Annotated in this window: 12 protein-coding genes; 4 read left to right on the top strand and 8 right to left on the bottom strand. The window is 62.5% G+C overall.

Annotated elements, in window-relative coordinates; all coding sequences use genetic code 11:
• Positions 1-1,014, bottom strand: coding sequence for a phosphogluconate dehydrogenase (NAD(+)-dependent, decarboxylating) (gene gnd, locus KVP10_RS01580; RefSeq protein ID WP_217962706.1), 1,014 nt, complete (start codon positions 1,012-1,014; stop codon positions 1-3).
• Positions 1,015-1,475: 461 nt separating this feature from the next.
• Between gnd and KVP10_RS01575 the strand changes: the two genes are divergently transcribed.
• On the top strand, positions 1,476-2,033 hold the full coding sequence (locus KVP10_RS01575; protein ID WP_217962705.1) for a ferritin-like domain-containing protein: 558 nt from the start codon (positions 1,476-1,478) through the stop codon (positions 2,031-2,033).
• A 54-nt stretch (positions 2,034-2,087) separates the two neighbouring features.
• On the opposite strand, the gene KVP10_RS01570 is transcribed toward KVP10_RS01575, so the two are convergent.
• The 4 genes from KVP10_RS01570 to prpR all read right to left on the bottom strand — a co-directional run bounded on the left by KVP10_RS01570 (position 2,088) and on the right by prpR (position 6,598).
• On the bottom strand, positions 2,088-2,432 hold the full coding sequence (locus KVP10_RS01570; protein ID WP_217962704.1) for a chaperone modulator CbpM: 345 nt from the start codon (positions 2,430-2,432) through the stop codon (positions 2,088-2,090).
• Positions 2,433-2,434: 2 nt separating this feature from the next.
• Positions 2,435-3,397 carry a DnaJ C-terminal domain-containing protein gene (locus tag KVP10_RS01565; protein WP_217962703.1) on the bottom strand — a complete coding sequence of 321 codons (963 nt, stop codon included), beginning with the start codon at positions 3,395-3,397 and terminating at the stop codon, positions 2,435-2,437.
• Between the two features lie 181 nt (positions 3,398-3,578).
• Positions 3,579-4,508 carry a hotdog domain-containing protein gene (locus KVP10_RS01560; protein ID WP_217962702.1) on the bottom strand — a complete coding sequence of 310 codons (930 nt, stop codon included), beginning with the start codon at positions 4,506-4,508 and terminating at the stop codon, positions 3,579-3,581.
• Positions 4,509-4,660: 152 nt separating this feature from the next.
• Positions 4,661-6,598 (bottom strand): propionate catabolism operon regulatory protein PrpR, encoded by a 1,938-nt coding sequence (gene prpR / locus KVP10_RS01555; RefSeq protein WP_217962701.1) that lies wholly within the window; start codon positions 6,596-6,598, stop codon positions 4,661-4,663.
• 179 nt (positions 6,599-6,777) lie between these two features.
• On the opposite strand from prpR, the gene KVP10_RS01550 reads away from it, so the two are divergent.
• The 3 genes from KVP10_RS01550 to prpF all read left to right on the top strand — a co-directional run bounded on the left by KVP10_RS01550 (position 6,778) and on the right by prpF (position 9,825).
• Entirely contained in the window at positions 6,778-7,779 is a 1,002-nt protein-coding gene (locus KVP10_RS01550; RefSeq protein ID WP_217962700.1) for a tripartite tricarboxylate transporter substrate binding protein, read from the top strand.
• Positions 7,779-8,531, top strand: coding sequence for a substrate-binding domain-containing protein (locus KVP10_RS01545; protein ID WP_217962699.1), 753 nt, complete (start codon positions 7,779-7,781; stop codon positions 8,529-8,531). The genes KVP10_RS01550 and KVP10_RS01545 overlap by 1 nt, the downstream gene beginning before the upstream one ends.
• A 103-nt stretch (positions 8,532-8,634) precedes the next feature.
• A complete protein-coding gene (gene prpF / locus KVP10_RS01540) occupies positions 8,635-9,825 on the top strand; it encodes a 2-methylaconitate cis-trans isomerase PrpF (protein ID WP_217962698.1) in 1,191 nt (396 codons plus the stop codon).
• Positions 9,826-9,855: 30 nt separating this feature from the next.
• Here the strand turns inward: prpF and KVP10_RS01535 are convergent, their stop codons facing one another.
• From KVP10_RS01535 to KVP10_RS01525, 3 genes are all read right to left on the bottom strand, one after another.
• Entirely contained in the window at positions 9,856-10,536 is a 681-nt protein-coding gene (locus tag KVP10_RS01535; RefSeq protein WP_217962697.1) for a methyltransferase family protein, read from the bottom strand.
• Positions 10,537-10,674: 138 nt separating this feature from the next.
• Positions 10,675-11,760: an ABC transporter ATP-binding protein gene (locus KVP10_RS01530; protein WP_217962696.1), complete on the bottom strand. Its 1,086-nt coding sequence runs from the start codon at positions 11,758-11,760 to the stop codon at positions 10,675-10,677.
• On the bottom strand, positions 11,757-13,250 hold the full coding sequence (locus tag KVP10_RS01525) for an ABC transporter permease (protein ID WP_246600238.1): 1,494 nt from the start codon (positions 13,248-13,250) through the stop codon (positions 11,757-11,759). The genes KVP10_RS01530 and KVP10_RS01525 overlap by 4 nt, the downstream gene beginning before the upstream one ends.
• Positions 13,251-13,255 lie beyond the last annotated feature (5 nt).

Below are 13,255 nucleotides of genomic sequence, written 5' to 3'. Positions count from 1 at the left end.
TCAGCTCTTTCTTTCGACGTGGCCTCCGAATTGCTGGCGCATGGCCGACAGCACCTTGCCGGCGAAATCGCCCATATGCCGGGAGCTGAAACGCTCGTACAGCGCGGAACTGAGCACCGGCGCCGGCACCGCCGTATCGATGGCCGCCATGACCGTCCAGCGGCCCTCGCCGGAATCGGACACGTTGCCGGAATAGCGTTCCAGGACAGGGTCTTCGTCGAGCGCGCGGGCGGTGAGGTCCAGCAGCCAGGAGCTGATGACGCTGCCGCGCCGCCATACCTCGGCGATCTCGGGCAGGTCGAAGTCGTATTGATAGAACTGCGGATCGCGCAAGGGCGTGGTCTCGGCGTCGTCCTGGCGCGCCTGCTTGCCGGCATTGGCATGCCGCAAGATATTGAAGCCTTCCGCGTAGGCGGCCATCATGCCGTATTCGATGCCGTTGTGCACCATCTTGACGAAGTGGCCCGCGCCGTGCGGGCCGCAATGAAGATAGCCTTGCTCTGCAGTAGTGGCATGCCCCTCGCGACCCGGACTGGGCGCGACTGCCGCGTCGCCCGGGGCAAGCGCGGCGAATATCGGCGCCAGGCGCTGCACGGTTTCGGGCTCTCCGCCGACCATCATGCAGTAGCCGCGTTCATAGCCGAATACACCGCCGCTGGTGCCCGCATCCACGTAATGCAAGCCTTGCTTCCGGAGCTCTTCGGCGCGGCGGATATCGTCGCGGTAATAGGAATTGCCGCCGTCTATGACGATGTCGCCAGCGGCCAGCAGCGGCAGCAGCGACTGCAGCACGCCGTCGACCACGGCGGCCGGTACCATGAGCCAGATGGCGCGCGGCGTTTCGAGGGCGGCGACGAATTCCTGCAGGCTCGCCGCGCCGGTCGCGCCCTGGCCGCGCAACTCGTCGACGGCCTGCGCGCGGGAGTCGTGCACCACGCATTGGTGTCCCTTGTCCATCAGGCGGCGCACCATATCGCGGCCCATGCGCCCGAGTCCTATCATGCCTAGCTGCATTTTGTGCATCTCCTTGAAGTCCTGTCGGTAAGCCCGCCGCTCAGGGCGAGGCAGGCCGCGGCCGGATTTTCGTCCTTTCTATTTTGGACATAAGGCCGAACCCGCAGCCAGCATAGTTTCAATCGGTAAATTTTGGGGCCCTGATCGTCGCGGCGGCCTTTTCCGGGCCGGGGCCGTCCGCGGCAATTGCAGCCGTTCCCGTGGCCGAAGCAAGGAAGAGGGCGGAGGCGCGAGGGGCTCGGAAGGCAGCGGGAACGAGGCGGGCCGGCACTCGCCGGGAGTATGCCGATCCTCGGCTTTCCATCCTCTTGTAACATAAAACTCCGGTTGGAAAAACATCTTCTCGCCACGCCATATGCCCGTGTCGAAGGGCGCAGAATAAGCCAGTGCCCGCCTGCGCGGGCGCAGGGACGCGGGCCGCGTCGGCTCGCGATGCAATGGACCCATACAGGAGATGCACAATGGCTACCAGAGTAAAAAAGCAGAGTCCTGCGGGCAAATTCTCGATAGACGTCAAGAAGATCCGGGCCCGGGCCCGGCAGAACACGGACTCGGGGCCCGTCACCGAAACCTACGGCGCGGATCTGCCTACTGTCTTGAAACTGCTCAACGAAGCGCTGGCGACGGAATTGATCTGTGTGCTGCGCTACAAACGCCATCAGTACATGGCCAGCGGCATCCATTCCGAACCCGTGGCCGCCGAATTCGCCACCCATGCGGACGAAGAACAGCAGCATGCCGACCTGATCGCCGCGCGCATCATCGAACTGGGCGGCGAGCCCAATTTTTCGCCGCAGGGCCTGACGGCGCGCAGCCACTCCGAATACGTCGAGGGCAAGGACCTGCGCGACATGATCAAGGAAAACCTCGTGGCCGAACGCATCGCGGTCGACTCCTATCGCCAGATGGTGTCGTACCTGGGCGAGAAGGACCCGACCACGCGCCGCATGATAGAGGGCATCCTGGCCATGGAAGAAGAGCACGCCCACGACATGGCGGACCTGCTCGAAAAAGGTTGAAAGCACAGTGGCCGGGGATAAGGGCGCACGGCAGCGTCCTTATCCCGGCGCGCATCAGCCCCGGCCGTGCGCGGGCGGCCCGCCGTACTGCGCGTGCAGCGACACCAGTTCGGCTTCCAGGCCTTCGATGCGCTTGAGCAGGCGCAAGGCCAGCGTCAGGCCGTGCGCGTCGAGCTCGAAGTCGTCGCGCAGGCGCCGCGCGGTGCGCAGCGTGACGATGCAACTGGCCTCGAAAAGATATTGTTGCGGCTCCGGCCCGCGGCTGGAAGGCTCGAGCACGCCCGCATCTATGAGATCGAGCACATCGTCGCGAGCCAGTCCCGAAACCTCGATCAGGTGGTCCAGCGAACAGATTTCCGTCGCGTTCAGCCATATGCATTCGGTGATGTCTGTGGCCATGATCATGCTCCTGCATCAAAGTGGCTGCGCGGCTGGTAGCTCGACACCGAGGCCAGCCGGGTATACAGCTCGCGTTCCTCGTCCGACACGGTGCGCGGCACGTCGATGTGGACTACCGCGTACTGGTCGCCCTGGCTGCCGGTGGCCGCCGGCAGGCCGCGCCCGCCCAGGCGCAGCTTGCGGCCGGACACCGTGCCCGCAGGGATTTTCATTTCCACGGTGCCGCCCAGCGTCGGGATGCGCACGCTGGCGCCGAGCACGGCTTCCCAGGGAGCCAGCGGCAGGTCCAGGTATAAATCCTTGCCGTCGACCCGGTACAGCTTGTGCGGCTGCAGTTTCATCGCCAGGTACAGATCGCCCGGCTTGCCGCCATTGAGCCCCGCGCCGCCCTTGCCGGGCAAGCGCAGGCGCTGCCCGTCGGTGGCGCCCTTGGGTATATGGATGCGGAAGGTCTTGGACGCCTGGTGCAGCAGGCCTTGTGCGTCGTATTCGGGAATCTGCAGGCTGACCTCGGTCTCGGCGCCCGAATATATCTGCTCGAGCGTGACGGGCAGCGTGAATTCGAAATCCTGGCCGCGCAGGGGAGGAGGGGCGTGGCGGCGCCCATGCCCACGGCCGCCGGCCTCTGCCGAGCGCTGCGCGGCGGCAAACGCCGCCAGCAGATCGGCCAGGTCCACATCCGAGAAATCGGCGCCGGACTGGCGGAACTGTTCCTGCCACTGTTCCGGCGGCACGAAGTCCTCGCCTTGCGGATGGCGGCCCAGTTCGTCGTAGGCGGCGCGCTTTTCGGGGTCTTTCAGGGTGGCGTAGGCCTCGGCGACCTCCTTGAATTTTTCCTCGGCGTCGGGGCTTTTGGATACGTCGGGATGGTAGGCATGGGCCAGCTTGCGATAGGCCTTCTTGATGTCGGCCTGCGTAGCGTCGCGTTCCACGCCCAGAACCTTGTAGTAGTCGACATATTTCATTGGGTTCATTCCTTTCGGGCGGTAGAAGCCTCCACTACGGAAGCACCCCGGCGGCCCCGGTTGCGGGAAGGAAGAACCAGGGCTGCCGACCGCCTGCAGACCTGATTCTAGGGCAAGGCGCAGGACGCTGCCAGTTCCTGGGCGACAGCGCGCCGCCCGGCGTTTTTCCTGGCTGTACCGCCTATCCCCGGCTTATGTGATTGGTCAGGGCCCGCAGCACCGTATCGCCGTTTTCATTCGTGACGTCGACATCCACCACCGCGGTATGCGTGCCGCGATGCGTTACCGTCGCCCGTGCCTGCAATGCCGGCCCCGTGCCTGGACGTACGTACCACGAGGAAATCCCGGCCAGTTGCCATTTCTCGCCCAAGGCCGCATTGGCGGTCAGGGCGGCCAGCGCCACGGTAATGCCGCCTTGCGTGTGCCCGACGCGATTTCCGACTTGCGGGCCGTTTTCCAGCCGGCACACGGCCCCGTCGTCGAGCCTTTGCGGCTGCAGGCCCCAGAAGCGCTCGATGAACGAACCCGGGCCCGGCTCCAGCGCCTTGAGGGCGCGCTCGTACACGGCGCGTTCCGCGTCAGTCAACGCCTCGGGCAGCAAGGCCTGGACAGGCTCCGAATCCGCGCGCTTGCGCAACTGCATGGAGGCCATGCCGGTATGCCGGCGCATGGCCAGGAAACTGCCGGTGGCGGTGCACACCAAGTCGTCGCCGGCCCGGATTTCCGCACGGCACAGCCCCTGGTCGCACAAGCCCGACGGCGCCTGGATGAAACCGTCGAAGTATCCGCGCGCCTGCAGCAGGCCGCGACGCGGCGCGCCGGTGAATTGCAAGGACATGGTGACAGTCGCCATGCGCATCGCGAAATCGGCGTGCCAGCGCATAGCAGCGCTCATGGCCAGATCGGCCAGGATGCTGACCGCCGCCATATGGGCCTGGCCGTCGCCCAGCTCGCAATGCGCGTCGGGCAATATGCTCAGGCTTACGTCGCCGGCGCCCATTTCGTCGAACGATACGTCGAAAAAATGCCCCGCGAAATGCCAGCCGGGCTCGCGGTTCAGTGCCAGGGCGCCCAGCACCCGGCGTAGCTCCTGGGAATCTGTGTCTGTCATGCGTATGCTACCTACATCATTGATGGCTGATTGGAATCCGGACCCGATTGTACTTTTTAGCAAACTCCCGGGGCTTCCAACATGCTGCGCTACGCGGCTTTCCACGCAGGCCCTGTGGCTGCGCTCCTGAGCTTAGCGGCCGAGATGCGCCTTCATCCCTGGGTCAGCCAACGCCACAAAGTCGTACGGCTGACGCCAAGCCTGCGCGCGGCCTCCCGGTGATCTCCTTGGCAGTCCTCGAGTACGCGTCCCGCCTCTTCTCGGCTGGCGCGCGGGCGGCGTTTGCGCATCGTGGCGGCCTCTGTCGCCGACACTTCCGGGTTCCGCTGGCGTTGCATGGCCTGATCGAGCAATTCGCTCATTTCGGACGGCCGTATTGCACTGCCGGTTGCCAGGCAGATCATGGTAAGCCGCTCAACGGCATTTTCCAGTTCACGCACATTGCCAGGCCACGCATACTGCCGCATGACTGGTTGTACGGCCGCCAGGACTTCGGAGCAGAGAGAGTCCAGCCCGGTTCGCGCCAAGGCCGCGGGAACCAGCTTGCGGACCAGGACTTCGATATCTTCCGGTCTTTCCCGCAGCGGGGGTACGTCCACGCGAAGGATATTCAAGCGATAAAACAGATCTTCCCGGAACTGGCCGCTGGCCACCATCGACGCAAGATCCCTGTGCGTGGCCGCCACTGCGCGAACATTGATGGGGAGAGGATCTACGCTGCCTACACGCATGATCTCCTTCTCCTGCAAGGCACGCAATAGACGTGTCTGCAGCGGCAACGGCATTTCGCCGATTTCGTCGAGAAAAAGCGTGCCGCCATCTGCGGCCTCGAAAAGGCCTGCCTTGCCCTGTTTGCGCGCGCCGGTGAATGCGCCTTCGTCATAGCCGAACAGCTCGCTTTCCAGCAAGGTTTCGGTGAAGGCTCCGCAATTGATGGCTATGAAAGGATTGCGGGCGCGGCGGCTCGCGTTATGGATGCCTTGCGCGAGCAGCTCTTTGCCGGTACCGCTCTCGCCGTGTATCAGAATGCCGGCATCGCTGTGTTGCGCGAACACTTTGCTCTGCGCGATCACGCGCCGCATCGCGGGCGATGCCGACACCATGTCGTCCAGCCGGTATTTTGCGACCTGCGAACGCCGATGAGTATGCGCGCGCAACTTGCTGACTGCGAGCTCCAGCCTGTTCGAGCCATGCAGGGCGAGGATGGCGCCTGTCTGCTTTCCTTCATCGAACAAGGGGACACGGTCCACTACGATGGATTTACCGGCCAATTCCTCTACCGCGCCGAGCTCGGGCGTACCGCTCGTGATGACGTGCCTCAAATGCAGCGCCGGCAGCACATCCCCGAAGGGCTTGCCCAATGCCGCGCGTATCGGCTTGCCGGTAAGCTGCTCGGCAGCGGGGTTCGCCATTACGATGTGGGCGTCCATGTCGACGGCAACCACGCCGTCGCCGAGGTGATAGAGGATCGAATCGAGCTGTGTACGGCGGGACTTTTCCGCTCGCTGAGCCGCGGCCATTTCGATCGCGTCATCGAAGGCCGTCTGCACTGACTCCGCCGAGTACACCAACACACCCGTCAAACCTACTTCGTCGGCCAGATCGGCCACTTGGCCGGGGCCCACAACCACCTGGATACCGTCATTGGCCAATTGCCGTAGGCAATGCCTGGCTTCTTCGGCGGTTTCATATGAGCGCAGCACCAGCGGCAAGGAAAACAGATCGGCAAAACGCTGGAGTTCCGGTGGGATGCGCTTGAGCATCAGTATGGCGATTCTGTCGGAAAGCTGCCGCGCCTTGCACAGCGCGGCAAGCAGATCCGACCCTCCGACCTTTACCAAGGCGACGGGATGGGGCAGGTTGCGTCGCAGGTATGCTCCGTGGCTGCCCGCCGCCACGATGACGTCGCAGTGATGGCGTTCGCTGCGCAGCTCGATCTCCGACAGCGCCTCTTCGTATCCGCGATGGATGATGGATATCGAAGCGCGGCCTTCCATGTCGGGCGCTACCTGGCGAAAGACATCGATCAGGCGATGGCCGCTGATGGCCCAGATGACGGGCAGAGGCTCATTCGGCGAGAATTGGCTCATGTTTCGTTTCATGTTCCAAATATTTCATAAATTAGAACATGAAACATGAAATGCAATGATGGTATTTCATAACAATATGATTTATAGCGATTTTTCAATGTACCCATAAGCTGGCACATATATTGCTTTTTTCTTGCTGATTCAATATGCACCATGACTTGTGCAAACCAGGAGGTTCCATGTTTACAAACCAGACTCGACGCCGGCTCGGCGGACTGATATCGCGGCACGTCCTTGGCGTAGCGGCGTTGATCCTCGCTGCAGGAACGACGACATCCGCCTATGCCGCATACCCCGACCATCAGATCAAACTGGTCATCCCGTTTGCCCCGGGCGGCGGCAATGATGCGGTGGGGCGCACCATCGGGAAGCTGTTGACCGAGTCACTGGGCCAGCCGGTGGTGGTCGAGAACATGGCCGGTGCCGGCGGAAAGATTGGTATCGCATACGGCCTGCGCTCGAAGCCGGACGGGTACACGTTGACGCTTATCTCGAACAGCTATGCGGTCAATGCCAGCTTGTATCAATTGCCGTTCGATCCGGTCAAGGACATGACCCCTATCGGCATGATCGCACACGGCCCATTCCTGATCACGACGACGGGCAAGCTGCCCGTGAGCAGCCTTCAGGACTTGATCCGGCTCGCAAAGGCCAAGAAGGGCAGCTTGTCGTTCGCCTCGTCCGGCGTGGGCGGCATTTCGCATCTGGCCACCGAATTGTTCATGATGGACGCCGGCATCAAGATGGCGCATGTGCCTTACCGCGGCACAGGGCCCGCGGTTATGGACACGCTGGCCGGACGCACCGATGTGTTCTTCAGCACGCCTGGCGCGGCGATGCCTTACATCAAGAATGGCCGGCTGAAAGTGCTCGCTCAGACCTTACCGAAGCCTTGGCCGGAAATGCCGGCCCTGCCTACAGTGGCGCAAGCGGGCGTGCCTGGCTATCAGGTCGTGATCTGGTACGGGCTCATCGCGCCGAAGGGCTTGCCACCACAAGTGCAGACAAAACTGAATCAGGCCTTGAACGCCGCCATCGTCAAGCCGGAAGTGACCCGGCAGTTGAGCATGGAGGGCGATCAAGCCTCGCCGGGTACGCCGGAACAACTACGCACCCAGATCGAAACGGAAATCGGCGTGTGGCAGAAGGTGGTTTCGGAAGCGCATATCAAGGTCGATTGATGAAAGACAACAGCGATGACGCCTTCCGCGTCATGACTTCGGGGGTATTCACCGCCGCGCATCTGGCGTTGGTGCCGGCGATCGAAGCCTTTATCGGCAAGCCGGTCGTCACTCTGACGACCTCCATAGGGACTGGCGAGCAGTCGATCCCGAATCGTTTACGTCGCCGCGAGCCTGCCGACATCGTGATCGTCGCCGAGCCCAATATGACGAACTTCGTCCGAACCGGCTACGTCGTGGGGGATACGCGGACATTGATTGCCAGATCGGTAGCGGCCGTCGCCGTCCGTGCGGGAAAGCCGCCTCCCGATGCGAGTACGCCAGAGGCGCTGAAGCGCACGTTCCTGCAAGCGGGCAGTATTGCCTATTCGGCGAGCGAAAGCGGCAAATATCTGACCACGGAACTCTATCATCGGCTTGGGATCGAGAAAGAATGCCTGCCGAAAAGCCGTTTCGTCGGCAACGGCGAACGCACCGGTGCCGTGGTGGCTCGCGGCGAAGCGGATCTTGCGTTTCAGCAGGTGAGCGAATTGCGGCCTGTGCAAGGTATCGCATACATTACGCCCATCCCCGACGAGCTCCAGTCGTATGTGTGGGTAGCCAGCGGCGCGCTGGCCTGGAGCCGGGATCTTGAACGCGCACGTGCCGTAGCGCGCTTCCTCGCGTCCGACACCGCGGCTCAGGAGATCATCGCCAGCGGACTCGATCCGCTGTTCGGGGAAGATCTGTACTCCGCCTTGCATGCGGCCTGAAGCCGGGCTGAACGCCGTGGCGCGGCAGGCCGGCTACGCCCGAGGAAGAATAATGGCGGACACCCGCCGGCTTTGCCCGACACGATAGACACCAGGACTATATATGACACATGCTCCTCAAATCCGTATCCCCGCCACATATATGCGCGGGGGGACCAGCAAGGGGGTTTTCTTCAAGTTGGACGACTTGCCCGAATCCGCCCGAAAGCCCGGCCCGGCCCGAGATGCGCTTTTGCTGCGTGTGATTGGCAGCCCCGACCCCTACGGCAAGCAGATCGACGGCATGGGAGCGGCTACCTCCAGCACCAGCAAGACCGTCATCCTGTCCCGTAGCAGCCGGCCCGGCCATGACGTGGACTACCTTTTCGGACAAGTGTCTATCGACCGGCCCTTTGTGGACTGGAGCGGCAATTGCGGCAATCTCTCCGCGGCGGTCGGGCCGTTTGCAATCGCGAACGGGCTGGTCGATGCAGACCGCGTGCCGTCCGACGGGATTGCCACAGTGCGTATCTGGCAGGCCAATATCGGCAAGACCATCGTGGCGCATGTGCCCATGGCCGACGGAGCCGTCCAGGAAACGGGCGGCTTCGAACTCGATGGCGTGACCTTTCCTGCCGCCGAGGTGAGGCTGGAATTCATGGATCCCGCCGAAGAAGGCGAGGGCGGCTCGATGTTCCCGACCAGCAATATCGTGGACGACCTGGAGGTGCCCGGCGTGGGCACGTTCAAGGCCACTATGATCAATTCCGGCATTCCGACGATTTTTCTGGAAGCCGAAGCGCTGGGCTATAAAGGCACGGAACTACAGGACGACATCAACGGCGATGCAGCGGCCCTGGCCCGCTTCGAAACCATTCGCGCGCATGGCGCGCTGCGCATGGGCCTGATCGGCACATTGGAAGAAGCCACCGCGCGCCAGCACACGCCCAAGGTCGCGTTCGTGTCGCCAGCCCGCGAGTACGTGGCCTCCAGCGGCAAGCACATCGCCCGGCAGGACACGGACGTGCTGGTTCGTGCGCTGTCCATGGGCAAGCTGCATCATGCCATGATGGGAACTGCGTCGGTTGCCATTGCCAGCGCGGCGGCGGTGCCGGGCACCCTGGTCAACCTGGCCGCGGGCGGAGGCGAACGCGACATGGTCTGCTTCGGCCATCCATCGGGCACCTTGCGGGTAGGCGCGCAGGCCGAGCCGGTAGACGGCGAGTGGAAAGTCACCAAGGCCATCATGAGCCGCAGCGCTCGAATATTGATGAGCGGTTTCGTGCACGTACCGCAAGTGTTCGATGGGCGCTGAAAGAGCAGAACTGTTGCGTCGTGCGCTCTGTCAGAAGAGCCACAGCCGAACGTGGATCCAGCCCGCTTGCTGCATGGCTTCGATCCCTTCAAAAAGTGGGATCGAGAGAAAATATGGCGCCGCATCGCGGAGCGTTTTCCAGACGCCTTCCAGGTCGGCGGTAACATGTGCTGGTGAGTTCCAATTCTTCAGGCGGGGCCAGAATCGCGGCACTCGAGCGCAGTATTCGTCGAATTTTTCTCCAAATGCCGCGCCCAGCAGCACTTCTTCCTTGCCGACGATCCAGCGGAAGACGGCGAACGCGGCTGCTGCCAGCGTTAACCCGACGATCAGGCTCCCGGTTTGCAGGCCTATGCCGAAAACCGCCAGAATGGAGAATACATACAAGGGATTGCGGGTTATGGAGTAGGGGCCTTCAGATACCAGTTCGGCTCCTTTGCGGCCGCCGAGATGCAGCATGCATGCGCAGCGCCCCAGGATGGCCACGATGATACAGGCCAGCCCCAGCCATTCCAGGCCTTCGTTTACCCAGCCAAATTCCGGCCAGGCCGAGCCGATCCACAGTAGTGCGGCCACTGCCACGACGCCCAGTATTGCCAAGGCGTAGCGGCGCACCACCTGCGCATGGGCCAGGTGGTTCCAGATCGCATTGACATCGCGATGGCTTGCTTGGCCGCTTATGTTCTTTGTGGATTTCCTGAAAAGGCTCATTTGTATCTCTGTCGAAATTTAGGCTTGCGTAGCACCGGAATCGGATTCCAATGCCCGCGCGATGGTTCGTTTGCTGGTGGCGGTTTTACTTGCCAGCAAGGTCTGCAATGACTCGATGTTTGGGGATGGAACGTAGGCTCAATCGGGTGACTCCATGCAATCCACCTGTTTGGGTGAGCGCCTTTCATCAACAGTATCCAGCACGTGGGCGCATCCTGAAGTGACAATCCAGGCATCGGCTCCGGCGATCATTCTTGCGTCGCTTGCTTGACGCAATATGATCGGAGAATTGCCCCCAGCCGCCAGCACAAGGGTAATGATGGAAGTGGCTCCACCGAATTCGACCTCGGTAATCCTGCAAGGCACACCGGGCCCATGAAAGGAAAGCGAGACTTGCTCGGGCCGGAGCATGATATCGGCGGAACCGGCTCGGCCAGGGGCGTGGGTCGCCATACTTCCCAAGAGACAATGGGCCTTGCCGTCCGACAGTGTCGCCGGCAAGATGAGCGCCTCGCCCAAGAAGCTGGCTATCATGGCTGACTTCGGCCGCAGATAGAGTTCACGCGGCGGCCCCGCCTGAAGAATTCTGCCGGAATCCATGACTGCAACATGATCGGCGAATGAAAGCGCTTCGGCTTGGTCGTGAGTCACAAGCACCGTCGTAACTCCGGCGGCCTGCAACAAATCGGCGACCGCTTTGCGGGTATTGGCACGCAGGCCTGTGTCCAGGGCAGAAAAAGGCTCATCGAGCAGCATGAGTTTCGGGCGCCTGGCGAGCGCACGGGCCAGGGCGACGCGTTGTTGCTGGCCGCCGGACAAGGCATCCGGCCTGCGCTCGAGCATGAAGCGCTCCAGTCCGACCAGGTCGCTCAATTCGTGGACTAGAGCGGTTCTGTGCCGGGTGCTTCCGCTCAGGCCGAAAGCTATATTGTCTGCAACGCTCAGGTGGGGGAAGAGGGCGCCGTCCTGCATCACGACGCCTATGTCGCGCTGGTGGGCCGGTATGGCCGATGCGCCATCGGCAAGCAAGCGCCCGTCCATGGTTATGCGGCCGGAATGGGGCGTATCGAAGCCCGCGAGCAGCCGCAGCAGTGTGGTCTTCCCCGAACCCGAAGGGCCGACCACGGCGGTTCGTCCACCCGCTTGGATGTGCAGCGTTACCTCGTCGAGCGCCGAGGTGGCCCCGTAGCGCTTGGAAACCGCGTCTATCGTCAAAAATGTCATCGCCCGGCCATATGATGTGAATGGATGTAGAGCAGCCAGGTAAGGGGTATGGACATAAGAATCATGATGAGGGCATAAGGTGCGGCGGAGGCATAGTCGATTTCACTGCTGTAAGCCCAGAACGCCGTGGCCAGCGTATATGTGCCGTTGGGCGCAAGCATCTGCGTGGCCGGCAATTCCGTCATGATGCCCAGCGCGACAAGCGCGGCGCCGGATGATGCGCCAGGCGCGGCAAGTCGCGCCGTAACAGCCCACAGTACACGGGCCGGCGATCGGCCCAGGCTGCTTGCCGCGTGCTCGAGCTCAAGCGGCACCTGGGCAATGCTGGCCCGAAGACTCAGCATTGCACGGGGCAAAAACAACAGCACATAGGCAAAAACCACCGTAATGGCCGACTGATAGATGGGCAGGCCAACCGTGATGGATACCAGGGCGAGTGCAATAACGACGCCCGGAAGCGCGCCTGTTATGTAATTGCAAGCCTCGAGCGTGCGTTGTAATGGGCCCGGTGCGCGCACGGAAAGCCAGGACATGGGGGTTGCTGCGATGATCGCCGCGATTCCTCCGGCTACCGCAAGATAAAGCGTCTGCCCGAAAGCCGAGGTGATTTCGTCGAATCGCCAAACCCCGGCTCCGGCCTTGACCAGCCACCGTCCCAGGGTCATGAGCGGCACCCCCAGGCTGATCGCCACCAAAGCTGCGCACAGAAGTAATGCAGGCGTACGCAATCGGCCGAGGACGAAGCGCGGTGCGATACGTGCGGCGCCTGAACCGAGTCGCGCAAAGCGCCGCGTGCCGCGCATTGCGGCATCGATTCCAAGCAGCCCGAGACAACAGGTCGCCAGCACGCCGGCGAGCATGCTTGCCGCAGGCCCGTTGTACGTGGATCGGTATTGGTCGATGATTGCAGTAGTGAACGTATCGAAACGAATCAGCACGAATAGCCCATACTCCGCCAACAGGTGCAGTCCGATTAACAACCCTCCACCGCATAGCGCCAGGCGTAACTGCGGCAGCACTATTTTGCGGAAAACCCGCCATGGAGTCTGCCCCAGCGAGCCTGCGATATCTTCGAGCGCGGGATCGAGCCTGCGTAGCGTTGCCGCAATGGGGAGGTAAAGGAATGGGACATAAGCAATCACCGACACGAGCACCGCAGCAGCCAATCCATGCATGGCGGGAAACAGCGTTACCCATGCATAGCCCTGAACGAACGCCGGTACTGCCAGGGGCGCGACGATCAGGGCCAACCATGCGCGGGCACCGGGCAGGTCACTGCGTTCGGTCAACCAGGCGAGCGCGATGGACAATACGCCGCACAAGGGTACTGTGCAGACGACGAGCGACACGGTATTGAGCAGAAGCTCCGCCACGCGGGGCCGCAGGATCAGATCCAGCGATGTCGACCAGCCAGCCTGTATTGCGGCCCACAGGATGAAACCTATCGGCAAGAGCGCCGCAATGGATACGAGCACCGCTGCAGCCGCCATCCCGT

The organism is Candidimonas humi, assembly GCF_019166065.1.
GTDB classification, from domain to species: domain Bacteria; phylum Pseudomonadota; class Gammaproteobacteria; order Burkholderiales; family Burkholderiaceae_B; genus Candidimonas; species Candidimonas humi.
Note: the sequence above shows the minus strand (reverse complement) of the source record. Positions and strands in the feature narration are given on the sequence as shown.

Excerpts from the sequence above, each read along its gene's own strand:
- gnd (WP_217962706.1), bottom strand. The coding sequence starts at position 1,014 with ATGCAGCTAGGCATGATAGGACTCGGGCGCATGGGCCGCGATATGGTG.
- KVP10_RS01575 (WP_217962705.1), top strand. The coding sequence starts at position 1,476 with ATGGCTACCAGAGTAAAAAAGCAGAGTCCTGCGGGCAAATTCTCGATA.
- KVP10_RS01570 (WP_217962704.1), bottom strand. The coding sequence starts at position 2,432 with ATGGCCACAGACATCACCGAATGCATATGGCTGAACGCGACGGAAATC.
- KVP10_RS01565 (WP_217962703.1), bottom strand. The coding sequence starts at position 3,397 with ATGAAATATGTCGACTACTACAAGGTTCTGGGCGTGGAACGCGACGCT.
- KVP10_RS01560 (WP_217962702.1), bottom strand. The coding sequence starts at position 4,508 with ATGACAGACACAGATTCCCAGGAGCTACGCCGGGTGCTGGGCGCCCTG.
- prpR (WP_217962701.1), bottom strand. The coding sequence starts at position 6,598 with ATGAGCCAATTCTCGCCGAATGAGCCTCTGCCCGTCATCTGGGCCATC.
- KVP10_RS01550 (WP_217962700.1), top strand. The coding sequence starts at position 6,778 with ATGTTTACAAACCAGACTCGACGCCGGCTCGGCGGACTGATATCGCGG.
- KVP10_RS01545 (WP_217962699.1), top strand. The coding sequence starts at position 7,779 with ATGAAAGACAACAGCGATGACGCCTTCCGCGTCATGACTTCGGGGGTA.
- prpF (WP_217962698.1), top strand. The coding sequence starts at position 8,635 with ATGACACATGCTCCTCAAATCCGTATCCCCGCCACATATATGCGCGGG.
- KVP10_RS01535 (WP_217962697.1), bottom strand. The coding sequence starts at position 10,536 with ATGAGCCTTTTCAGGAAATCCACAAAGAACATAAGCGGCCAAGCAAGC.
- KVP10_RS01530 (WP_217962696.1), bottom strand. The coding sequence starts at position 11,760 with ATGACATTTTTGACGATAGACGCGGTTTCCAAGCGCTACGGGGCCACC.
- KVP10_RS01525 (WP_246600238.1), bottom strand. The coding sequence starts at position 13,250 with ATGGCGGCTGCAGCGGTGCTCGTATCCATTGCGGCGCTCTTGCCGATA.